This is a genomic window from Mycobacterium sp. IDUB_37, assembly GCF_055419245.1.
The window spans coordinates 632939-655011 of record NZ_JBVAXG010000002.1 but is presented as its reverse complement, the minus strand read 5'-3'; the positions used below and the strand labels follow the sequence as shown (position 1 = coordinate 655011).

19 protein-coding genes and 2 pseudogenes are annotated in these 22073 nt (G+C 64.9%); 10 read left to right on the top strand and 11 right to left on the bottom strand.

Going from position 1 to position 22073, the window contains the following annotated elements; translation table 11 throughout:
- Positions 1 to 196: 196 nt before the first annotated feature.
- Positions 197 to 985 carry a (2Z,6E)-farnesyl diphosphate synthase gene (locus ACZY1I_RS09655; RefSeq protein WP_463754121.1) on the bottom strand — a complete coding sequence of 263 codons (789 nt, stop codon included), beginning with the start codon at positions 983 to 985 and terminating at the stop codon, positions 197 to 199.
- A 149-nt stretch (positions 986 to 1134) separates the two neighbouring features.
- On the opposite strand from ACZY1I_RS09655, the gene trhA reads away from it, so the two are divergent.
- The gene (gene trhA / locus ACZY1I_RS09650; RefSeq protein ID WP_463754120.1) at positions 1135 to 1887 is read left to right on the top strand and encodes a PAQR family membrane homeostasis protein TrhA; all 753 of its coding nucleotides are present in this window, start codon (positions 1135 to 1137) and stop codon (positions 1885 to 1887) included.
- 10 nt (positions 1888 to 1897) lie between these two features.
- Here trhA and ACZY1I_RS09645 read toward each other — a convergent pair whose 3' ends face one another.
- Genes ACZY1I_RS09645 through mca form a run of 4 tightly spaced genes read right to left on the bottom strand, consistent with a single transcriptional unit; the run spans position 1898 to position 5485 of the window.
- Positions 1898 to 2278, bottom strand: a complete 381-nt coding sequence (locus tag ACZY1I_RS09645) for a nuclear transport factor 2 family protein (protein ID WP_463754119.1) — start codon at positions 2276 to 2278, stop codon at positions 1898 to 1900.
- 21 nt (positions 2279 to 2299) lie between these two features.
- Positions 2300 to 4315 (bottom strand): thioredoxin domain-containing protein, encoded by a 2016-nt coding sequence (locus ACZY1I_RS09640; RefSeq protein WP_463754118.1) that lies wholly within the window; start codon positions 4313 to 4315, stop codon positions 2300 to 2302.
- Positions 4302 to 4607 (bottom strand): hypothetical protein, encoded by a 306-nt coding sequence (locus tag ACZY1I_RS09635; protein WP_463754117.1) that lies wholly within the window; start codon positions 4605 to 4607, stop codon positions 4302 to 4304. The genes ACZY1I_RS09640 and ACZY1I_RS09635 overlap by 14 nt, the downstream gene beginning before the upstream one ends.
- The gene (mca, locus tag ACZY1I_RS09630; protein ID WP_463754116.1) at positions 4604 to 5485 is read right to left on the bottom strand and encodes a mycothiol conjugate amidase Mca; all 882 of its coding nucleotides are present in this window, start codon (positions 5483 to 5485) and stop codon (positions 4604 to 4606) included. Before mca ends, ACZY1I_RS09635 begins: the two co-directional genes overlap by 4 nt.
- A 90-nt stretch (positions 5486 to 5575) precedes the next feature.
- Between mca and ACZY1I_RS09625 the strand changes: the two genes are divergently transcribed.
- Together ACZY1I_RS09625 and greA are read left to right on the top strand one after the other, a co-directional pair.
- A complete protein-coding gene (locus ACZY1I_RS09625; RefSeq protein ID WP_463754115.1) occupies positions 5576 to 6022 on the top strand; it encodes a DUF4307 domain-containing protein in 447 nt (148 codons plus the stop codon).
- Positions 6023 to 6256: 234 nt separating this feature from the next.
- Entirely contained in the window at positions 6257 to 6751 is a 495-nt protein-coding gene (gene greA, locus ACZY1I_RS09620; protein WP_463754114.1) for a transcription elongation factor GreA, read from the top strand.
- Between the two features lie 17 nt (positions 6752 to 6768).
- On the opposite strand, the gene ACZY1I_RS09615 is transcribed toward greA, so the two are convergent.
- From ACZY1I_RS09615 to ACZY1I_RS09600, 4 genes are all read right to left on the bottom strand, one after another.
- A complete protein-coding gene (locus ACZY1I_RS09615) occupies positions 6769 to 7923 on the bottom strand; it encodes a cystathionine gamma-synthase (RefSeq protein WP_463754113.1) in 1155 nt (384 codons plus the stop codon).
- Between the two features lie 43 nt (positions 7924 to 7966).
- A complete protein-coding gene (locus ACZY1I_RS09610) occupies positions 7967 to 8635 on the bottom strand; it encodes an RDD family protein (RefSeq protein WP_463754112.1) in 669 nt (222 codons plus the stop codon).
- Positions 8636 to 8714: 79 nt separating this feature from the next.
- Positions 8715 to 10109 carry a cystathionine beta-synthase gene (locus ACZY1I_RS09605; RefSeq protein ID WP_463754111.1) on the bottom strand — a complete coding sequence of 465 codons (1395 nt, stop codon included), beginning with the start codon at positions 10107 to 10109 and terminating at the stop codon, positions 8715 to 8717.
- Between the two features lie 72 nt (positions 10110 to 10181).
- Positions 10182 to 11249, bottom strand: coding sequence for an alpha/beta hydrolase (locus ACZY1I_RS09600; RefSeq protein ID WP_463754110.1), 1068 nt, complete (start codon positions 11247 to 11249; stop codon positions 10182 to 10184).
- Between the two features lie 238 nt (positions 11250 to 11487).
- Between ACZY1I_RS09600 and ACZY1I_RS09595 the strand changes: the two genes are divergently transcribed.
- Both ACZY1I_RS09595 and ACZY1I_RS09590 read left to right on the top strand, forming a co-directional pair.
- The gene (locus tag ACZY1I_RS09595) at positions 11488 to 12456 is read left to right on the top strand and encodes an SGNH/GDSL hydrolase family protein (RefSeq protein WP_463754362.1); all 969 of its coding nucleotides are present in this window, start codon (positions 11488 to 11490) and stop codon (positions 12454 to 12456) included.
- Positions 12457 to 12548: 92 nt separating this feature from the next.
- The gene (locus tag ACZY1I_RS09590; RefSeq protein ID WP_463754109.1) at positions 12549 to 13766 is read left to right on the top strand and encodes an acetyl-CoA C-acetyltransferase; all 1218 of its coding nucleotides are present in this window, start codon (positions 12549 to 12551) and stop codon (positions 13764 to 13766) included.
- A 48-nt stretch (positions 13767 to 13814) separates the two neighbouring features.
- On the opposite strand, the gene ACZY1I_RS09585 is transcribed toward ACZY1I_RS09590, so the two are convergent.
- Complete coding sequence (locus ACZY1I_RS09585; RefSeq protein ID WP_463754361.1) at positions 13815 to 14690, bottom strand: DUF559 domain-containing protein; 876 nt, start codon at positions 14688 to 14690, stop codon at positions 13815 to 13817.
- A gap of 199 nt (positions 14691 to 14889) precedes the next feature.
- The gene (locus tag ACZY1I_RS09580; protein ID WP_463754108.1) at positions 14890 to 15723 is read right to left on the bottom strand and encodes a Bax inhibitor-1/YccA family protein; all 834 of its coding nucleotides are present in this window, start codon (positions 15721 to 15723) and stop codon (positions 14890 to 14892) included.
- Positions 15724 to 15989: 266 nt separating this feature from the next.
- Between ACZY1I_RS09580 and ACZY1I_RS09575 the strand changes: the two genes are divergently transcribed.
- The 5 genes and pseudogenes from ACZY1I_RS09575 to ACZY1I_RS09555 form a co-directional block, all read left to right on the top strand.
- Complete coding sequence (locus ACZY1I_RS09575; RefSeq protein ID WP_463754107.1) at positions 15990 to 17039, top strand: enoyl-CoA hydratase/isomerase family protein; 1050 nt, start codon at positions 15990 to 15992, stop codon at positions 17037 to 17039.
- A 19-nt stretch (positions 17040 to 17058) separates the two neighbouring features.
- Entirely contained in the window at positions 17059 to 17832 is a 774-nt protein-coding gene (locus ACZY1I_RS09570) for an enoyl-CoA hydratase (protein ID WP_463754106.1), read from the top strand.
- Positions 17829 to 19625 (top strand): alpha/beta hydrolase, encoded by a 1797-nt coding sequence (locus ACZY1I_RS09565; RefSeq protein WP_463754105.1) that lies wholly within the window; start codon positions 17829 to 17831, stop codon positions 19623 to 19625. Before ACZY1I_RS09570 ends, ACZY1I_RS09565 begins: the two co-directional genes overlap by 4 nt.
- A 505-nt stretch (positions 19626 to 20130) precedes the next feature.
- Positions 20131 to 20924: pseudogene (locus ACZY1I_RS09560) on the top strand (PE family protein); the annotation flags it as partial.
- A gap of 462 nt (positions 20925 to 21386) precedes the next feature.
- A pseudogene (locus ACZY1I_RS09555) lies at positions 21387 to 22054 on the top strand (PE family protein); the annotation flags it as partial.
- Positions 22055 to 22073 lie beyond the last annotated feature (19 nt).

Below are 22073 nucleotides of genomic sequence, written 5' to 3'. Positions count from 1 at the left end.
TGGCTCCGCCGCGCTTGCGATCGACGCGACAACATGGCGCCGACCCGCCGCACCCGGGCTCCGCCGCGCTTGCGATCGACGCGACAACATGGCGCCGACCCGCCGCACCCGGGCTCCGCCGCGCTTGCGATCGACGCGACAACATGGCGCCGACTCGCCGCACCCGGCTCCGCCGCGCTTGCGATCGACGCGGCGGCTATTTGCCGTAGCGGCGATTGCGCATGCTGTAGTCGCGCAGGGCGCGAAGAAAGTCGACGCGGCGGAACGCCGGCCAGTGCGCCTCGGTGAACCACATCTCCGAATAAGCGCTCTGCCACAACAGAAAGCCGGACAGCCGCTGCTCTCCGGAGGTGCGAATCACCAAGTCGGGGTCGGGCTGCCCAGAGGTGTAGAGGTTCTCCGAAATCCCCTCGACGGTCACCGCTTCGACGAGTTCCTCGGCGGTTGCCCCGTCAGCAAGGTGCTTACCCAACAGCCCCCGGACCGCGTCGACGATCTCACGACGGCCGCCGTAGCCCACCGCGACGTTGACGTGAAAGGACGCATTCTGCGGTGTGGACTCCACCGCGTCGCGCAACCGGCGGGCCGGCTCGGCGCCCAGTAACTCCAAATCGCCGACAGTTCGCACACTCCAGCGGTTGGCCGGTGCGCAGATCTCCTCGACCACTTCGGTGATGATCTCGATCAACGCGCCCAACTCGTCGACGTCGCGCTGAAGATTTTCAGTGGAGAGCAAGTAGATGGTGGCCATCTCGATGCCGGCTTCGTGGCACCAGCACAGCATCTCAGCGATCTTGACGGCACCCATTCGATACCCGACGCTGACGTCCTCGTACCCCAGGCTGCGGGCCCACCGCCGGTTTCCATCGCACAACACCGCGATGTGGCGTGGCAGCTCAGATCTTGTGGCCGCCAGCCCCTGCCGCAGCCGCAGCTCGTAAAGCCGGTAAAGCGGCTCTTTGAACCTCGGCGGGATGATCTCCACGAAAATCCACACTACTGTGACCGAGGCCAAATTCCGGGTGCGATTCCCGGCAATCTCACTCCACGTCGCTCAGCTCTCTATCAGCGATTCCCGGTACCCTCATCTGGGATACATCCGATCCGCAATCACAAGACGAGGGACCAGCGAAGATGGGCAGCGAGACCAGCACGCTCACCAGCAAAGAGTCGAACTCAGACGACTCGGCGACGTCGGACACTGCGCCGAATGCCGCCCAACAGATCGTCGACGGCGTCACCAAGGTCCTGACCAAGCCCCGTTTCCGGGGCTGGATCCACGTCTACTCAGCCGGCGCTGCGGTTGCCGCCGGCGCCTCACTTGTCGCGGTGTCGTGGGCATTGGATTCCACGAAGGCCGGGCTCGCGACGATGCTCTACACCTTCGCGACCATCATCATGTTCACCGTCAGCGCCACCTATCACCGGGTCAATTGGAAGTCCGACAAGGCCCGGATATGGATGAAGCGCGCGGACCACTCGATGATCTTTGTGTTCATCGCCGGCAGCTATACACCGTTCGCCCTACTCGCCCTGCCGCCCGACGCGGCGAAACTGATGCTGTCGATCGTCTGGGGTGGCGCGGCGGCCGGAATCCTGCTCAAGATGCTGTGGCCTTCAGCTCCGCGCTGGGTCGGCGTGCCGCTCTACATCCTGCTCGGCTGGGTGGCGGTCTGGTACATCGGCACGATTCTGCACAACGCAGGCGTGGCCGCGCTGGTGCTGCTCCTGGTCGGAGGCGCCCTCTACAGCATCGGCGGCATCCTCTACGCGCTGAGGTGGCCCGACCCGTGGCCCTCGACGTTCGGCTATCACGAGTTCTTCCACGCCTGCACGGCGGTAGCGGCGATCTGCCACTACATCGCCATGTGGTTCGTGGTGTTCTGACGCCTCGCCTTTACGACTGGGTGACGTCGGCGGCCGACCAGTAAGCCTTCATCGCGGTGACTTTTCCGTCACCGTTGAAGACCATCGTCTCGATGGGCTCGATCTGCATCTTGCTGTCGCCGGCGGTGATGGTCAGCCGGAAGTGGAAAGCAGCCTCATGCCCGGAGACCCGTAGCGTGACCAACTCGCATTGGCGCTCGAGTCCGACGACCGCGGAGTAGAAGCCGGCGATGGCGCGGGTGCCGATGTGCACCTCACCGCCGACCGGATCCTCGAGCGTGGCGTCGTCGGCGTAGAAGGCGGCCAGGTCGTCGGCGCTGCCGTCGACAACCGTCGCAATGTAGCGGTGGACCGTCTCGGTGATCGCTTGGGTCCTATCGTCATTCGGCATGAGTGGCAGATTATCTCCGCGCTACTCCCCCGCGACGCCCAGGGCGGTCGCCAATCCGCCCGTGCTGGTCACCGGCAAGTCGCAGGTGCGCCCACGGCATATATAGGCGGCATCGGACCCCGCCACCCGGCCCCGCCCGGCCAGCAGCGGCGACGAATCCAGCTCGCCGCCAACAACGATCGCCCCACCCGGTGCGAGTCGACGGGCGTCGGCCAGCAGCGGCGAGGATGAGCCCGAGCAGACGACCGCGATCTGCAGCGGCCCGCGCACCGCCGCTTCGGCCACCGCCAGCCAATGACCTGCCGAACGCGGCGCACGGGCCAGCAGCACCGAGTGCGCACCCAACGTGTAACCGGCCAGCTGCAAATAGCTTTCAGCTCGGGCGCCGTCGACCAGGTGCGCGGCGGTCAGCAGTGCCTCGGCGACCGACGACGCCCCCGACGGCGTGGCTCCATCCAGCGCGTCGGCGGGCCGCATCATCAGCTGTTCGGCATCGTCGGCGGTGTCGAACCAGTGGCCGGGACGGTGCGAATCGCCGAAGTGTTGCACGGCCGTATCCAGCAGGCCGGTCGCGGCGGCAAGCCACGATTCGTCGCCGTCCAACTGGTAGAGCGCCAACAGTCCGGTGGCCAGCATGGCGTGGTCCTCCAGGATCGCGACACTTTCACCGACGACGCCGCCTAGGCTTGCGCGCCGAAGTCTCCCGTCGACAAGGTGCAGATCCAGCAGCGCCGTCGCACATCGCTGCGCGGCCCGTGCCAGGCCCGGGTCATCGAGAGCGACGCCGGCTTCGGCCAGTGCGGTGATGGCCAGCCCGTTCCACGACGTGACCACCTTGTCGTCGCGTCCCGGCTGCACCCGGGTAAGCCGGGCCGCCAGCAATTGAGTCCGAATGCTCTCGAGTCGTTGTGGGTCGTCGGGGTCGCTGAGCAACTGCAGCACCGAGGTGCCGTGCTCGAAGGTGCCGGACGCGGTGACTCCGAATACCGCTGCCGCCCAGCGACCGTCGTCGGCTCCGAGTACCTCGGTCAGTTGTGCCGGGGTCCAGACGTAGGTCGAGCCCTCGATGCCGTCTGCGTCGGCGTCCAGCGACGACGTGAACATGTCGCCGTCAGCGAGACCGTCGAGCAGAAACCGGGCGGTCTGCGCCGTGACCCGGCGGGCCAGCGGATCTCCTGTCCGGCGCGCCCAGTGCGCGTACATCCGCAGCAATAAGGCGTTGTCGTACAGCATCTTCTCGAAGTGCGGGATCACCCAGGCGTTGTCGACGCTGTAGCGGGCGAACCCGCCGGCCAGCTGGTCATAGATGCCGCCGCGAGCCATCGCGTTGCCGGTGCGCATCACCGCGTCCAGTGCGGCCGCCGAACCGGTGCGTTCGTAGTTGCGTAGCAGCGCTTCGAGCAGCGCCGACGGCGGAAACTTGGGCGAGCCGCCGAAGCCGCCATGCGCTGTGTCCTGCTCGCCCAGAACGACGGCGATGGCGTGGTCGCACAGTTCGGGCGCCACCCCCGGCCCGCCACCGGGCACGCCGGACACCATCGAGCGCAGCTCACCGGCAATGTGGTCGCTGGTCTCCTCGACCTCGCCGCGGCGCTCCCGCCAAGTCTGCGTGATGGCCGAAAGTAGTTGCAGGAAACCTTCTTTGGGGTAATAGGTGCCGCAGAAGAAGGGCCGACCGTCCGGCGTGAGGAAGCACGTCATCGGCCAACCGCCCTGGCCGGTGAGCGCGACAGTGGCGTTCATGTAGACGGCGTCGATGTCCGGTCGTTCCTCCCGGTCCACCTTGATGCAAACGAATTCGGCGTTCATCATGGCCGCCACGTCGTCGTCCTCGAACGATTCGTGCGCCATGACGTGACACCAGTGACAGGCGGCATAGCCGATCGACAGCAGTATCGGCACGTCGCGAGTGGCGGCGTGTTCGAGTGCCTGAGGCGTCCACTGCTGCCAGTGCACGGGGTTGTTCGCGTGCTGGCGCAGGTACGGACTGGTGGCCTGCGCGAGGGTGTTGATCCCGAAGGGATCAGCCGGGCTCACGAGCGGATCCCGGCGGTCGGGCAGTTCCGTTGCTGTCGGGCCCGGGTGGCTGCGGCTCGACACTACTCACCGTGTCCGTCCCGTCGTCCGCGGCCTGATCGGGCTCGGGGTTCTGCCGATCGAACGATTCGGGCACCTTCTTCAGTTGCTTGTTCATCGAGCGGACCAGGAAAACCGTCGCGACGACCAGCAACAGGACGACCACCAACCCCACCGGGCTCGCCTTGCCGAAATCTGGGCCGTTGTTCTTGGTTCCGCCGTCAGCAATCACGCTGATTAGAAAGTGATTCACTGCTCGTCAGTCCCCTCGGAGATCCCCTCGAACAAATCCGTCTCGGGCAGCGCGGCGGGGACGCGTGAGCGGGCCAACTCATACTCTTCGGTGGGCCACAGCCGCTCCTGCCAGGAGATCGGAGCGGCGAAGAACTCGGCGTTCGGATCGATCTGGGTGGCGTGCGCGAGCAGCGCGTCATCACGCTGACCGAAATAGGCCGAGCACTCCACGCGGGTGGTCACCCGTTTCTCGAAATGATCCTGCTCGGGGAGCCAGTGCTTGAGCCACTTGTCGAACGGGCCTTTCTGCCCGTGCTTTTCGAATTCGTCCTGCAGCAGTTGCATCCGGGCCCGCAAGAACCCGTGGACGTAGTACAGCTTGGACACCGACCAAGGCACGCCGGCGTCCGGGAATCGGCGGTAGTCACCGGCGGCCTCGTAGGCACCGACCGACACCTCGTGGCACTTGATGTGGTCGGGGTGTGGGTAGCCGCCGTTCTCGTCGTAAGTGATCATCACGTGCGGCTGGAATTCGCGAACCACGCGCACCAGCGCCTCGGTTGATTGCTCGAGCGGCACCAGCGCGAAGCATCCCTCCGGCAGTGGTGGCAGCGGATCGCCCTGCGGCAATCCCGAGTCCACGAAGCCCAGCCACTTGTGCTCCACACCCAAGATCTCGGCGGCCTTCGCCATCTCGTCGCGGCGGATCTCGTGAATGTGTCCGTGCACGTCAGGCAGGTCCATCGCCGGATTGAGGATGTCGCCGCGTTCGCCCCCGGTCAGTGTCACCACCAGCACGCGGTGGCCTTCGTCGGCGTATCGGGCAAGGGTGGCGGCACCCTTACTGGATTCGTCGTCGGGGTGGGCATGCACCGCCATCAACCGCAGTTTGCTCACGTGCTCCCTTGTCCGTCCGTAGGCCGCCCACCGACCCCGATAGTGCCCCCTATAATTCCAGTTCTCCTGTACCCCACAACTCCCCAGGGCATGACTGACCCCGTGACAGAAGATTCTTTCTCGCGCCCCGAGGCGCGTTACGGCAGCACCCGGCTATCCCGAAAATCGCGTCGCGGTGTCGTCATCGGCTTAACCGTGCTGGCTCTCGCGGCCGGCGTCGGCATCGCCTTCGTCGGCTATCAGAGGATCGGCACCAGCCCTGTCAAAGGCACCCTCGCCGGATACCAGCTGATTGACGACGAGACGGCTTCGGTGACCATCAGCGTGCACCGCTCCGACCCGTCGCGACCGGTGGACTGCATCGTGCGGGTGCGATCCAAGGACGGCAGCGAGACCGGCCGGCGCGAAGTGCTGGTCCCCCCTGGCGATCAGGACACCGTGCAGGTGACGACAACACTGAAATCCAGTAAGCCACCCGTGGTGGCGGACGTATACGGCTGCGGCACAGACGTGCCCGCCTATCTGCGCTCTTCCTAGCGCGCAACGAACGCCGAACTGCGGATATGTCAGTCATCGATTGTTTGCGCGGTGGTAACATAGGTGAATGCACGGTCCTGCTGGGGACCGTGTATTGCTGCATTAAAGGCCGCAACCAGAACGGAGTGGCAGCAGTACCCGGGGCGCAGAAACCGAGCACCCGGCCAGTCCCTGCACAAGGGATCACGAACTTGCGCGGTTGCGCGGAACGACAAACACAAGGAGCGCCACGAGATGACGGACACTCAGGTGACCTGGTTGACCCAGGAGTCACATGACCGACTCAAGGCCGAGCTCGACCAACTGATCGCGAATCGTCCGATCATCGCCGCAGAAATCAACGACCGCCGCGAGGAGGGCGATCTGCGCGAGAACGGCGGCTACCACGCTGCCCGCGACGAGCAGGGCCAGCAGGAGGCCCGCATTCGCCAACTGCAGGACCTGCTCAATAGCGCGAAGGTCGGCGAAGCACCCAAGCAGTCCGGTGTCGCGCTGCCCGGTTCGGTCGTGAAGGTCTACTACAACGGCGACGAGTCGGACCACGAGACGTTCCTGATCGGAACCCGCGAGCAGGCAGTGCAGAACGGCAAGCTCGAGGTTTACTCGCCGCTATCGCCGCTGGGTGGCGCGCTGATCGACGCCAAAGAGGGCGAAACCCGCAGCTACAAGGTGCCCAACGGCAACACCGTCAAGGTCACCCTGGTCAGCGCGGAGCCGTACCACTCCTGACGCCGGCGCTCGCCGCGTCAGGCGAGCGCCTGCTCTAAGTCGGCCAGTAGGTCGGTGACATCTTCGATGCCGACCGACAGCCGCACCAGGTCATCCGGCACCTCCAACTGCGAGCCTGCCGTCGAGGCGTGCGTCATGGCGCTGGGATGCTCGATCAGCGACTCAACGCCGCCGAGCGACTCGGCCAGGATGAACACGTTCGTCTTGGCGCACAGCTTCTCAGCGGCCGCGCGCCCGCCACGCATACGTACCGAGACCATGCCGCCGAAGCCGTGCATCTGGCGCACGGCGACCTCGTGACCTGGGTGGCTGGACAAACCCGGATAAAGCACCCTGCTCACTGCCGGATGTTCGGCCAGGAACTCCGCTACCGCGGCGGCATTCTCGCTGTGCCGCTGCATCCGCAGCACCAAAGTCTTCAGCCCGCGCATGGTCAGGTAGGCATCGAACGGACCTGGCACCGCGCCCGCACCGTTCTGCAGGAACGCGAATGCATTGTCCAGCTCTCCGTCGTCGGTGACCAACGCTCCGCCCACCACATCGGAATGCCCACCGATGTATTTGGTGGTGGAGTGCAGCACTACGTCGGCACCCAGCGTCAACGGCTGCTGTAGCGCAGGTGAGGCAAAGGTGTTGTCCACCAATACTTTTGCCGAATTGTCAGCGCCCAGTTGGGCGATTCCGGCGATGTCGGCAATCGACAGCAGCGGGTTCGTCGGTGTCTCCACCCAGATCAAGCGCGTGCGGGGCGTGATCGCCGCGCGGACCGCATCCAGATCCGACAGCGCCACCGGCGTGTACTCGAGTCCCCACTGAGTGAAGACCTTGTCGATCAGGCGGAAGGTGCCGCCGTAGGCGTCGTCGGGAATGACGAGGTGGTCACCGGGACGCAAGATGGCCCGCAGTGCGCAGTCGGTGGCGGCCATCCCGGAACTGAACGCCCGTCCGAACGCACCCTCTTCAACTGCCGCCAGCGATGCTTCCAGCGCGGCACGCGTCGGGTTGCCGGTGCGGGCGTATTCGAAGCCGCCGCGCAGGCCACCAACGCCGTCTTGAGCGAACGTGCTGCTGGCATAGATCGGGGCATTGACGGCACCGGTCGCCGGGTCTGGGCGGTAGCCGGCATGGATCGCTTTGGTAGCCAGGCCGGAGTACTCAGGGTGATTGCTCATCGCCAGCTAGCCTAACCGGCTAGAAAGCGAAGGCAGGCTCGGATCAGACCGGCAAGCAGACCGTCGTCATGATCTTGTCGGCCAAGGTCTGGCGCTTCTTGTCCCACAGCGGGAACAAGAACCCGACGTAGCAAATGATCGCGTCGACGAAGTGCGCGACCTGGCGTACCAACGACATACCAAAGCCCAACGGCTGCCCCGTGGCCTCGCTGACCACCTTGAACTTCAGGATCGATTTTCCGATGCTCGATCCGGTGGTGCCCTGCTTGTAGCCGTAGTTCCAGACCACATAAGCCAGGATGGCCAGCGACGCCAACCCTTGGGCAAGCAGGCCGATGATCGAGTCTTCGGTGTAGCAGTACTGCGCAACGTCGTATTGGTTGACGCTGGTCACGCACGACTCTTCCTGCGTGATCAATCCGATCACCCAGGCGATGCCGTACACGACGATCACCGGTGCGTAGTCGATGAGAAATGCCAGCACGCGAGTGAGCCACGGGGTGTAGGAATCCGTGGCCTGCTCACGGATCGCCGGCCCGGGCGGCGGCGGCGCGAAGCCCCCGGCGGAGGGCGGCGGCGGCGGATAGCCACCTGCAAGCGGGGGCGGTGGAGGCGGCGGGCTCGACGCACCACCGGGCTGCTGGAAGCCACCGGATGAGCCAGGCGGCGGAGGCGGAGGCGGGTAGGAACCGCCAGGCGGCTGATCGGTCATGCGGCAACCTTCCGGTACGAGCTAGCTGAACTAAGCCGCGACAGTACCCGAGCTTCCGGGAGTCGCAGAAGGCGTGCCGTCAACGCCGTCGGGTGCCCTCGGAAAGGAAGCCCAACAAGTCGTAGCGAGTGATCACACCGACCGGTTTGCCTTCTTCCACGACCATCAATGCGTCCTTGTCGCGCAGCGCCTTGCCCGCCACACTGACCAGCTCGCCTGCCCCAATGAGTGGCAAAGCCGGGCTCATGTGCTGTTTGACGGCATCGGCCAGTTTGGCGCGCCCTTCGAAGACCGCCGACAGCAACTCGCGTTCGGAAACACTGCCGGCGACTTCGCCGGCCATCACCGGCGGCTCAGCGCCCACGACCGGCATTTGGGACACCCCGTACTCGCGCAGAATCCCGATGGCGTCGCGCACGGTCTCCGATGGATGCGTGTGTACGAGGTCGGGCAGCGCGCCGGACTTGCGACGCAGTACGTCGCCGACCGTCGACTCCTGGGCCGAGCCGTCGAGGCGGCTGCGCAGGAACCCGTACGACGACATCCACCCATCGTTGAAGATCTTCGCCATGTAGCCGCGACCGCCGTCCGGCAGCAACACGACGATCACTGCATCCGGGCCGGCTTTCTCGGCTACCTTCAGCGCGGCGACGACCGCCATCCCGCATGACCCGCCGACGAGCATGGCTTCCTCACGGGCCAACCGCCTGGTCATATCGAAGGAGTCGGAGTCCGACACCGCGATGATCTCGTCGGGCACGGTCGGGTCGTAGGCCGCCGGCCAGAAGTCCTCGCCGACGCCCTCAACCAGATACGGCCGACCGGTGCCACCGGAATACACCGAACCCTCCGGGTCCGCGCCGATCACGCGCACCCGACCGTCTGACACCTCCTTGAGGTAGCGGCCCGCACCGGTGATCGTGCCGCCGGTGCCGATTCCGGCAACGAAATGAGTGACCTTGCCGTCGGTGTCCTGCCAGATCTCAGGGCCGGTGGTCGCGTAGTGGCTGGCCGGGCCCTCCGGGTTGGAGTACTGGTCGGGCTTCCAGGCGCCGTCGATCTCTCTGACCAGGCGGTCGGAGACGCTGTAGTAGCTGTCCGGGTCCTCGGGCAGCACTGCCGTCGGGCACACGACCACCTCGGCACCGTACGCGCGCAACACATTTCGCTTGTCCTCACCGACTTTATCGGGGCAGACGAACACGCACTTGTAGCCACGGCGCTGCGCGACGAGAGCGAGTCCCACACCGGTGTTGCCGGACGTGGGTTCGACGATGGTGCCACCCGGCTTCAGCTCTCCGCTGGCCTCGGCGGCGTCGATCATTCTTTCGGCAATCCGGTCCTTCGAGCTGCCACCCGGGTTGAGGTATTCGACCTTCGCCGCCACGATGCCGGATCCTTCGGGGACGACGGAGTTCAGGCGAACGAGCGGGGTGCCGCCGATCAGGTCACTGAGGTGCTGCGCAATTCGCATGCGCCTATGGTCTCAGGCGATTTCGGAGCGCGCGCGCGTGGCCGACCGCTGGTGCGCTTCCGGCCCCGACCGCTAGCCGGTCGCTTCGCGGATGTACTCCCCGATCTGACGCAACGAGCGGACCGCCTCCGGCAACATCGGCCCGGCGACCTGGAAGTCGTGCACCTGGCCCGGCCAGACCCGTACCTCGGCAGGCACGCCGGCCGCCGCCAACTTGCTGGCCGCCAACCGCGCATCGTGCAGCAGCACCTCGGATCCGGACACGTGAATCATGGTCCGCGGCAAACCCGGTTCGATGTGTTCGAGGGGCTCGTAAATCTCCTCCGGCTTGCCGCCTACCTTGTTCCTGGCCGCTGAGCTAGCTACCAATTCACCGAGCGCGTCGAAGGCCCTCGCCGAGAACATTGCGTCGGTCTTGATGTTCGGATGCGCCTGCTTCTCTTCCTTTGCTAGCTGCAGCAGAGGAGAGATCGCGACCAGCGCCGCGGGCTCCTCTCCTTCGCGTTGCAACCGTTGCGCGAGAGCGAGCGCGAGATAGCCGCCGGCCGAGTCGCCGGCGAGCACAATCTGATCCGGGTCGTAGCCCAGCAGGCGCAGCCAGCGATAGCCGTCATGGCAGTCGTCGAGCGCCATGCCTATCGAGTGCTTGGGCATCAGTCGATAGTTGACGACAAGAATGGGCGCGTCAGCAAACTTGGAGAGCATCTCGACCAGGCGGCCATGCGAGTTTGCTCCGCAGGTCAGGAAGGCACCACCGTGCAAGTAGAGAACGACCCGCCTGGTCCCGTCCGCCGGTAGCACTCCCGTCGCGCGGACCAGCTGCGCAGACGCGTTGGGCAGGTCCACTTCGGCGCGGACGGTACTCGTTGCCGGAAGTAGAACACGGGCCGCGCGGTCGATTAACGCCCATGGATAGGGCAGATGGGGTGCGTAGCTGCCAACCGCCAGAGCGGGCCGGATAGTCACGCGCGAGGCCAGGTTAGCTAACCGCGCGGCAACGCTCGGGCCTGACTCGACCACCTCGACGGGAGCGCCATCACTGATCGCAAATCTGCGTGCAACGAGTCTACGAGCCTTGAGCGCGTCTCGCGGGCGAATGGCGACTCTAGGTGCGCCAGATACCTTCGTGGGTGCAGTCATGCTCAACACTTCCTACGCCGTTGTAGTCCGATACAGCATGTATCGAAGTGGCTGAGCAGATCAGTTCATCTGGTCACCGAAGCGTCCAGCCAACCCCGCGAACTTAGCTTGACAGGCATTTTCCGTTTCGTCGTTCGTAGACTCTTATTCGATATCAACTGTGTTCCACACCGTAACCCGTTTCTTTCTCAGCTACCCCCAAAATCAGCACAATCGTCCTAAACTCTTGTCTGTGAGCATGCGCGCACCACGGCGTTCGACGATCGCTTTGGCCGCGGCGGGTGCACTCGCCTCGACGGGTACGGCCTATCTGGGCGCGCGTAACTTGCTGGTCGGTCAGGCGACTCATGCGCGCACTGTGATTCCGAAAGCATGGGATGTGCCGCCCCGCGCCGACGGCGTCTACGCGCCGGAGGGTGGGCCCGTGCAGCGGTGGCAGCGGGGAACGCCCTTCGACCTGCATCTGATGATCTTCGGCGACTCGACCGCTACCGGGTACGGCTGCACCAGCGCCGAAGAAGTCCCGGGCGTCGTGGTCGCGCGCAGACTGGCCGAACAGACAGGAATGCGTATTCGGCTGAGCACCAAGGCAATCGTCGGTGCGACGTCGAAAGGCCTGGTGGGTCAGGTCGATGCGATGTTCGTTGCCGGGCCCCCACCGGACGCGGCGGTGATCATGCTGGGCGCCAACGACATCACGGCACTCAACGGCATCAGCCAATCGGCGCAGCGACTGGGGTCGTGTGTGCGCAAATTGCGTAACCGGGGCGCCGTTGTGGTGGTCGGTACCTGCCCGGACTTCGGCGTCATCACTGCCATTCCGCAACCACTGCGCCACCTGGCGCACACCCGCGGTTCTCAACTCGCTCGCGCCCAGGCCGGAGCTGTCCGCGCGGCCGGCGGTGTGCCGGTACCGCTGGCCCATCTGCTGGCGCCCAATTTCCGCAGTGGCCCGCCCGAGTTGATGTTCTCCGCCGACCGGTACCACCCGTCGGCCTCCACGTACGCACTGGCAGCCGACAAGTTGCTGCTTGCGATGCACCATGTGTTGAGCGACGTGACCGGAATTTCATTGCCGCCGTTGGCAACTCAGACCGGGCCGGCCGCGGGCGGCACCACCGAACTGCGGCGCTCCATCCTGTCGCGGTTGTGGCGGCGTCAGGCGTCAGCGCAGGCAACACCCTTCGAAGAACCGACCGAGGGCTAAAGACTAGATTTGGTGAGTCTTGTCCTAGCGGGCCGAGCGGGGGTTTCCACCCAATTGCGCGGCTTCGTCGCAGCCCAACGAAGGGAACCGTCATGCCAGAAGCGGTAATCGTCTCAACTGCCCGCTCGCCGATCGGTCGGGCCATGAAGGGTTCTCTGGTCAGCATCCGCCCCGACGATCTGGCCACCCAGATGGTGCGCGCTGCGCTCGACAAAGTGCCCGGGCTGAACCCGCACCAGATCGACGACCTGATCCTGGGCTGCGGCCAACCCGGTGGCGAGTCGGGCTTCAACATCGCCCGCGTCGTCGCAGTCGCGCTCGGGTATGACTTCCTGCCGGGGACCACGGTCAACCGGTACTGCTCGTCGTCATTGCAGACCACCCGGATGGCGTTCCACGCAATCAAAGCTGGCGAGGGCGACGCCTTCATCTCGGCCGGTGTGGAGACGGTCTCCCGGTTCGGCAAGGGCAACGCCGACGGCTGGCCGGACACCAAGAACCCCGAGTACGACAGCGCCCAGGAGCGCACGGCAGCCTCGTCTGCGGGAGCCGACGAATGGCACGACCCGCGCGCTGACGGGAACGTGCCCGACATCTACATCGCGATGGGTCAGACCGCTGAGAACGTCGCGCTGATGACCGGCATTTCCCGCGAGGACCAGGACCACTGGGGCGTGCGCAGCCAGAACCGCGCCGAGGAGGCGATCAACAGCGGGTTCTTCGCCCGTGAGATCACCCCGGTCACCCTGCCGGACGGCAGCACCGTCAGCACCGACGATGGCCCTCGGGCGGGCACCAGCTACGAGAAGATCAGCCAGCTCAAGCCGGTCTTCCGGCCCAACGGCACCGTGACCGCCGGCAACGCGTGTCCGCTCAACGACGGCGCCGCGGCCGTGGTGATCACCAGCGACACCAAGGCCAAGGAGCTTGGCCTCACGCCCCTGGCACGCATCGTGTCCACCGGCGTCAGCGGACTGTCTCCGGAGATCATGGGCCTGGGCCCGATCGAGGCCTCCAAGCAGGCGCTGCAGCGCGCCGGGCTGTCGGTGTCGGACATCGACCTGTTCGAGATCAACGAGGCTTTTGCCGTGCAGGTGTTGGGCTCGGCCCGCGAACTCGGTATCGACGAGGACAAGCTGAATGTGTCGGGCGGGGCGATCGCCCTGGGCCACCCGTTCGGCATGACCGGTGCGCGAATCACCGCCACGCTGCTGAACAACCTCACCACCCACGACAAGACGTTCGGCCTGGAGACCATGTGCGTCGGTGGGGGTCAGGGCATGGCGATGGTGATCGAGCGGCTTTCCTGACGCGTTGGCTCTGCGCTGGTGGTGAAGAACTTCGAGTAGCCAACGCCCTCAGCGCAGAGTCAAAGTCCTGGGCGGCCGGCTGCGGGCGTCCCAAGCACGCCGAACTCGTCGAATTATGTCGCCCGGCTGGTGCCCGGCAACCACTCTGACGACGGTCCAGCCGACCCGGTCGACGTACTCTTGCCGGTCGACGTCCCACACGTACTGTGCTGGGTCGGTCCAGTGTTGTTCGCCGTCATACTCGACGGCCAGCATGATGTCTTCCCAACCCATATCGAGGAAGTACCGCGGGAAGCCATCCGCGCCTAATTCCGGTATCTGCGTACGTGGCCGCGGGAAACCCGCTCTGAGCATCAGCAACCGTAGCCAGGTCTCCTTCGGCGACTGCGCTCCCCCGTCAACGAGGTCTAGCGCGGCATCTAACTGGCAGAGGCCGCGAGTATGCCGGTGACGTGCGGCCAAGTCTTGGACATCGGGCACCTTGAAGTCGGTGGCTGCGGCCAGCGCATCGAGATTGGCTACGGAGCGCTCAAGCGTTCCGCGCCTGCCCAGGTCGAATGCGGTCCGCTCCGGTGTCGTCGCTATAAGTCCGTCGAGTCGTTGGAACTCGCCGTCCAACAACAAGTCATTACGGGTGATCACTCGGCGCGGCGTTCGGGCATTGCGCCCGATCAATTCGATGGGCGCCGTTTGATCAACCCATCTGGCGCCGTGCATAGCCGAAGCCGCGGAGCCGGCGATGACCGCCTCGCGGTGTGACCACAGCCAGGCCGCGAGCGTGCGTTGCCGCAACGACGGCTCGACCCGCTTGTCCAGGTAGACATTCGGCATGATCGCGCGGTAGTACCTGCGGAGCTCATGCCTGCTGAGGTCTCCGGCGGCCAGCGCCTCACTGCCGAGAAACGGCTGCTGTCCATGCTCCATGCCGGCATGGTCGCAGCGCGCACCGACACCGACAGTTGACTCTGCGCTGAGGGCGACGAAGTACGAGAAGGCCACACCCTCACCGCAGAATCAACCCCGCCCGAGCCGCCCGGCCACCCCGCCGCCCCACCGCGCGGCACCCAGACGCGGAAAAGCCGGCACCCGAACTGGCGTGCCGGCTTTTCCCCGTCGAAGTTAACTAATCGTTCTGCAAGTAACTCAGCAGACGCAGGATCTCGATGTAGAGCCACACCAGGGTCACGGTCAACCCGAGCGCGACACCCCAAGCGGCCTTCTCCGGCGCCCCAGCGCGGATCATCTGGTCGGCCGCATCGAAGTCGATCAGGAAGCTGAAGGCCGCGATGCCGATGCACACCAGCGAGAAGATGATGCCGATCGGACCGGCACTGCGCAGACCCAGGCCCTCGCCGCCACCGACGTTGAACATCGCCAGCACGAAGTTGCCGAGCATCAGGACCATCACGCCGATCATCGCGGCGAACAGCATCCGGGTGAATTTCGGTGTGACGCGGATGGCGCCGGTCTTGTAGACGATCAACATTCCGAAGAAGACGCCCAGCGTCCCGAGTACCGCTTCCCCGATCAGCATGCCCGCGTTGGCGGAGCCCACCGAGAAGTTGGCCAAGACGAACGATAGGGCGCCGAGGAACAACCCTTCGAGCGCGGCGTAGCTCAGGACGATCGCCGGGTTGTCCTGCTTACGACCGAAGGTGGCGATCAACACCAGCACCAGCCCGCCCAGCGCACCGACCATGGTCAGCGGCAGCGCGAGTGCGAGGTTCGATGCGACCAGGAAGTAGGAGACAACGGCCGTCAGCGACAGCGTGGCCAGCGTGAAACCGGTCTTGGTGACAACGTCGTCGATGGTCAGCGGACGCGAAGCCGCAGTGCCCTGCTGGTAGGGGGCGTAGGGGTCACCCGGGTATCCCGGGGCCGGGCCAGTGCCGAATTGCGCGTATCCGCCCTGCTGCTTCGGCAGGGAACGAAATACAGGATTGCTTGTCTCCCGCACCGTCGGATCCTCTCTATTGCTATAGCTTCGAGCTGCGTGAACAACTGCTCAACGATTTGGTGGTCCGCCTGAGTTCCCAGCGGAGCTGCTATCTGTAGTTTCTCCTGGACTTCTGTACCGAGTCGAGCAGAAGATCCAGATCACCCTAAACCTTAGCCCCGCGGGCATCGTCGAGCGAGTCACGAATTAGATTGCTCGTCAAACTCATGGGCAGCTTTTGAGTGGGTAGGTTCTGCCCGGGAGCCCGACGAGGGGAGACGATAGGTGTGACTGGGGCCGTTACTGGCGAATCCGACGAGGTCCTGACCCGAGTCGACAACAACATCGGCTTCATCACCCTCAATCGACCCAAGGCGATCAATTCGCTGAACCAGACGATGGTCGACCTGCTCAGCGCTGTGCTGATCCGGTGGGAACGTGATGACGCGATACGCGCGGTAGTCATCTCCGGGGCGGGCGAACGGGGGCTTTGCGCCGGCGGCGACGTGGTGGCGCTCTATCACAGCGCCCGCAAGGACGGCGTCGACGCGCGGCGGTTCTGGCGCGACGAGTACCTGATGAACGCTTTGATCGGCCGGTTTGCCAAGCCCTACGTCGCCGTGATGGACGGCATCGTGATGGGCGGCGGCGTTGGCGTCAGTGCCCATGCGAACACCCGGGTGGTCACCGACAAGTCGAAGATCGCGATGCCCGAAGTGGGGATCGGCTTCATTCCCGACGTCGGCGGCACCTATCTGCTGTCCCGGGCGCCGGGCAAGCTCGGTCTGCACGCCGCGCTCACCGGAGCACCCTTCAACGGACCGGATGCCATTGCATTGGGATTCGCCGATCACTATGTGCCGCAAAGCGACATAGACGCGTTCGTCGCCGCCGTCGCCACCGATGGAGTCGAGGGCGCCCTGGCTCACCACGCAGTCGAACCCCCACCGAGTGAGCTTGCCGCACAACGTGAATGGATCGACGAGTGCTACTCCGGCGAGAACGTGATCGACATCGTCGCCGCGTTGCGCGGTCACGACGCTCAAGAAGCCAACGACGCCGCCAACCTGATCGGCACCCGCTCCCCCGTCGCGCTGTCGGTGACTTTCGAGGCGGTTCGCCGTGCTGGCGAATTGGAAACACTGGAAGATGTTCTGGTGCAGGACTATCGGGTGTCTTCGGCGTCGGCGCGGTCGCACGATTTTGTCGAAGGTATTCGCGCGCAACTCGTCGATAAAGACCGCAATCCGAAGTGGTCGCCAGCGCAACTGGACGAGGTCACAGTGGCCGACGTCGCAGCCTATTTTGCGCCGGCGGATGACGACTTAGAGTTCTAAAGGGCCGGAAAGGATTGGCATGGCTTACGAAACCATTCTTGTCGAACGCGAAGAGCGAGTCGGCATCATCACCCTAAACCGACCGAAGGCGCTGAACGCGCTCAATAGCCAGGTGATGCACGAAGTCACCGGCGCGGCAACCGAACTCGACTCCGATGACGGTATCGGTGCGATCATCATCACCGGTTCGGCCAAAGCATTCGCCGCGGGAGCCGACATCAAAGAGATGGCCGGGCTTTCCTTCGCCGAAGCGTTCGGAGCTGACTTCTTTGCCACCTGGGGCAGATTGGCTGCGGTGCGCACGCCGACGATCGCCGCTGTAGCCGGGTACGCGCTCGGCGGCGGCTGCGAACTGGCGATGATGTGTGACTTGCTGATCGCGGCCGACACCGCGAAGTTCGGCCAGCCGGAGATCAAACTCGGTGTGATCCCAGGCATGGGCGGCTCGCAGCGATTGACCCGGGCCATCGGTAAGGCCAAGGCCATGGACCTGATCTTGACCGGCCGCACCATCGACGCCGCCGAAGCCGAACGCAGCGGCCTGGTTTCGCGGGTCGTGCCGGCCGACGATCTGCTGACCGAGGCGAAGTCCGTCGCCACCACCATCTCGCAGATGTCGCTCCCCTCGGCGCAGATGGCCAAAGAGGCCGTCAACCGGGCCTTCGAATCGACGCTGGTCGAGGGACTGCTGTACGAACGCCGGCTCTTCCACTCCACATTCGCTACCGACGATCAGTCCGAAGGGATGGCGGCCTTCATCGAGAAGCGTCCGCCTGACTTCCAACACCGATGAGCGGGACCGCGGTCACCACCAGGGGCGAATCGGCCGGCGACGAACCGGACGAGCCGCACGCGCCGGTCGAGCAGGCCGCCGCGAAGGACGGCTTGGGCAAGGATCTGGCGCCGCCTCTGGTGGGCGGCGATTGGTGGGTTCGCAACTACACCTACACCGGGACCTTGGTCGGCCTGATTTTCCTTTGGCTGTCCCTGACCCCATCGCTACTGCCCCGCGGGCCGCTGTTCCAGGGCGTCGTCAGTGGGTGCTCCGGTGCCATCGGTTACGGGCTGGGTGTGTTCGCTGTCTGGCTGATCCGCTGGCTGCGCTCGCAGAGCACCACGCGGCCGGCACCCACTTGGGCTTGGCCACCGCTGATCGTGGTTGGTGCGATCGGCATCGTGGTGATGGCGATCCGGTTCCACGTCTGGCAAGACGATGTGCGCGACATGATGGGCGTCGAACACCTCAAGTGGTACGAGTACCCGATGACCGGCGTGCTGTCACTTGTCGTGCTGTTCACGTTCGTCGAGATCGGCAAATTCGTCCGCTGGTTGGTCAATCTTCTTGTGGCGCAAGTCGACCGGATCGCGCCTTTCCGGCTTTCGGCGGCCATCGTGGTGATCGGGTTGATGGTGCTGACCATCACCGTGCTCAACGGTGTCGTGCTCAAATTCGCGATGCGATCGATGAATGACACCTTTGCCTCGGTCAACAACGAGATGGACCCGGACTCGGGCGCGCCGAAGACCAAGTTGCGTTCCGGCGGCGTGGATTCGCTGGTGTCCTGGCAGTCGCTGGGCCATCAAGGCCGGATCTTCGTCGGCGGCGGGCCGTCGGTGAAGGAACTCACGGCCTTCAACGGCAGTCCCGCCATCGAGCCGATCCGTGCTTACGCCGGGCTGGATTCGGCGAAAGACATTGATGCGACCGCGGAACTGGCCGCACGCGAGTTGCTGCGGACCGGCGGCCTGCAACGCGCGGTCGTCGCGGTCGCCACCACCACTGGCACCGGGTGGATCAATGAAGCAGAAGCCTCCGCGCTGGAATATATGTACAACGGCAACACCGCCATCGCGAGCATGCAGTACTCGTACCTACCGAGCTGGCTGTCGTTCCTGGTCGACAAGGAGAATGCCCGACATGCCGGGCAGGCCTTGTTCGAGGCCGTCGACAAGCTGATCCGCCAGATGCCGGAGTTCAAGCGACCCAAGCTCGTCGTATTCGGCGAGAGCCTGGGTTCGTTCGGTGGCGAAGCGCCGTTCATGAGCCTCAACAACGTCTTGGCCCGCACCGACGGCGCGCTGTTCAGCGGCCCAACCTTCAACAACACCATCTGGACTCAACTGACCGCGACCCGTGACCGCGGCTCGCCGGAGTGGCTGCCCATCTACGACGACGGCCACAACGTCCGGTTCGTGGCCCGCCCGGACAACCTGGATCGCCCGAAGGCGGAATGGGGCCATCCGAGGGTGGTGTATTTGCAGCACGCGTCCGACCCGATCGCCTGGTGGACGCCCGATCTGCTATTCCACGAACCGGATTGGCTACGCGAGAAGCGCGGCTATGACGTACTGCCCGACACACACTGGATCCCACTGGTGACGTTCCTTCAGGTTTCCGCCGACATGGCGGTCGCCGTGGACGTGCCCGACGGGCACGGACACCGGTACGTGGCCAACGTCGCCGACGGCTGGGCCGCGGTGCTCTCACCTCCGGGCTGGACGTCGGACAAGACGGCGAAGCTGCGGCCGCTGCTGCACGCCGACTCGACGCCGAGCTTTTCGGCGACGGACAGTTCAGGGTCCTAGCACCGCTGATCCGGCTGCGTGATCGTCAGTCTCAGCAAACACTCCTGCCGTACCCCATTCCGACCGTCCGGTCGCGACGGATCGATGGCGTCGCTTCGTTACTTGACATTGGCCCGGTGGCGATAAAGCGAAGACGGGAATGTAAAGTAGCTGGACTATTGGGCTGAAAAAATTACCTGTTGATCAGTTATTTTGGAGTAAATGTACACGCGCATAATAACGCCCTGGAAGCAGGATGCGCATTGATGCCCGTCGGCCTTGGCGCGTGTCGAATAGATCCTAGACATCGCTGTATTACGCTGCCAGTCAGCACTTTTCGTGCAGCTCTCGTGTGCGAGGCACTCAGTCCGCCATTCACTATTGGACGTGTATCCAGAAATAAACGATCCGATGAACGCTTTCTGAAAAATCCACATAACGAAAGATCTTGCCGGATCAATATCCTGCGCCCGCATCTCCCGGACAGATTGATGAGTCAATAAATATCCACTACTAGGGAGACATCGTGTCGTTTGTGTTGGTTTCGTTGTCGGAGCTGCTGGCCGCGGCCGCGGACCTCGCGGAAGTGGGTGAGGCCGTCCTTGCCGCGAACGTGGCGGCCACAGTGCACACGACCGAGCTGGCAGTGGCGGCGGGCGACGAGGTGTCAGCCGAAATCGCGGCGATGTTCTCCACGCATGGTCAGGCCTATCAGCAGATCAGCGCCCAGGCCACGCAGTTCCAGCAGCAGCTCACCCGGGCGATGCAAGGCGGCGCCGGGTCCTACCTGTTGGCCGAAGCATCCAACGCCGAACAGACGATGCTGAGCGTGATCAACGCCCCCACCCAAGCCCTAGTGGGACGCCCGCTCATCGGTGACGGCACCAGCGGAACCGCCGGCAGCCCGAACGGCGGCGACGGTGGGTTGATCTACGGCAACGGCGGTAACGGATTTTCGCAATCCACCGCTGGGCTGACGGGAGGATCAGGCGGCGCGGCCGGATTGCTCGGCAGTGGCGGGCTGGGTGGAGCCGGCGCCAACGGCGGCCGGGGCGGCTCGGGTGGCTGGCTCTGGGGCAACGGCGGCACCGGCGGTGCCGGCGGGATCGGTGCGACCGGCGCAACGGGACTATCGGGCCTAGGCGGTGGCCATGGTGGTGCCGGCGGCTCCGCCGGAATGTTCGGCGACGGGGGCGCGGGACCCGCGGCAACGGCGGCAGCGGCGGCGGTGGCGGCGCGGGCACTACGCCAGGAAGCAAGGGGCCCAGCGGCCCCGGCGGCAAGGGCGGCTTGATCTACGGAAGTGCCAATTCCGGAGGGCAATAACCGGCGCGCTCTCGGCGACCAATTCGCGCATCTGGAATATAACCACGCTAACGAAATCAGCGTCGCTATATCCATTTTGGGGCAGGCCGATATCGAGTGAACGCAGTTCGTTTCGCGGCTCTCTCTAAGCGCAACTCGACTACCGCCTGCTGGCCGCTACCCCCACGCGCGCCGCTCGTGGACTGAACGCATCGCTGAGCTACACCCCAACCAGCGCTTGACTCAAACAGGCTGTGAATAAGGATTTTTCAGATTTATACAGTCGAGCGACAGACGCTCCGGAGTCGTCAACCCGGGTGGTGGATGTCAAATAGTTGACATCCACTCGGCAATCCATATGCAATGCGATTTATCACTGCAAATCGCCGGGAAAATCCGCATAACAGGTCTGCCGCGTAACCAATCAGCCCAGCCACTCCCCGTAGTACTGACTACCGAGTCTTCGTAGGAGCACCGATGTCTTTCACGCTTGTATCGCCGGCCGAACTATCCACCGCCGTAGCCAACCTGGACGGCATCAACTCCGCCATCAGGGCAGTCAACGCCGCCGCGATGGCACCCACCACCGCTCTGACCGCCGCCGCCGGCGACGAGGTATCCGCGGCCATCGCCGCACCCTTCTCCTCCTACGGGTCCAGCTCCCAACAAATCAGCGCCCAAGCCACTCAGTTCCATGACCAGTTCGCGCTGACCATTCAGACCGGCGGGGCGAGCTACTTCGCGGCAGAGGCGAACAACGTCGAGCAGGTCCTGCTGGACTTGATCAACGCACCCACCCTGGCTCTGGTGGGTCGCCCGTTGATAGGCAACGGCGCCAATGGCACCGCAGCCAACCCCAACGGCGGGGCCGGCGGACTGCTCTCCGGCAGTGGCGGCAACGGTTTCTCACAGACCACCGCGGGGGCCGCAGGCGGTGCCGGCGGCGCGGCGGGACTGATCGGCAATGGCGGTAATGGCGGCAACGGCGGGGTCGGCGGAAGCGGCGGCGCGGGTGGATGGCTGCAGGGCGACGGCGGTAGTGGCGGAGCCGGCGGCAAAGCTGCACGTTCCCCGCCTCGCCGGCGGGGCCAGGCGGTGCAGCCGGCCAGGGCGGAACCATCTTCGGCAGCGACGGCAAATCCGGGCAGTAGCGGCGTGACGGCG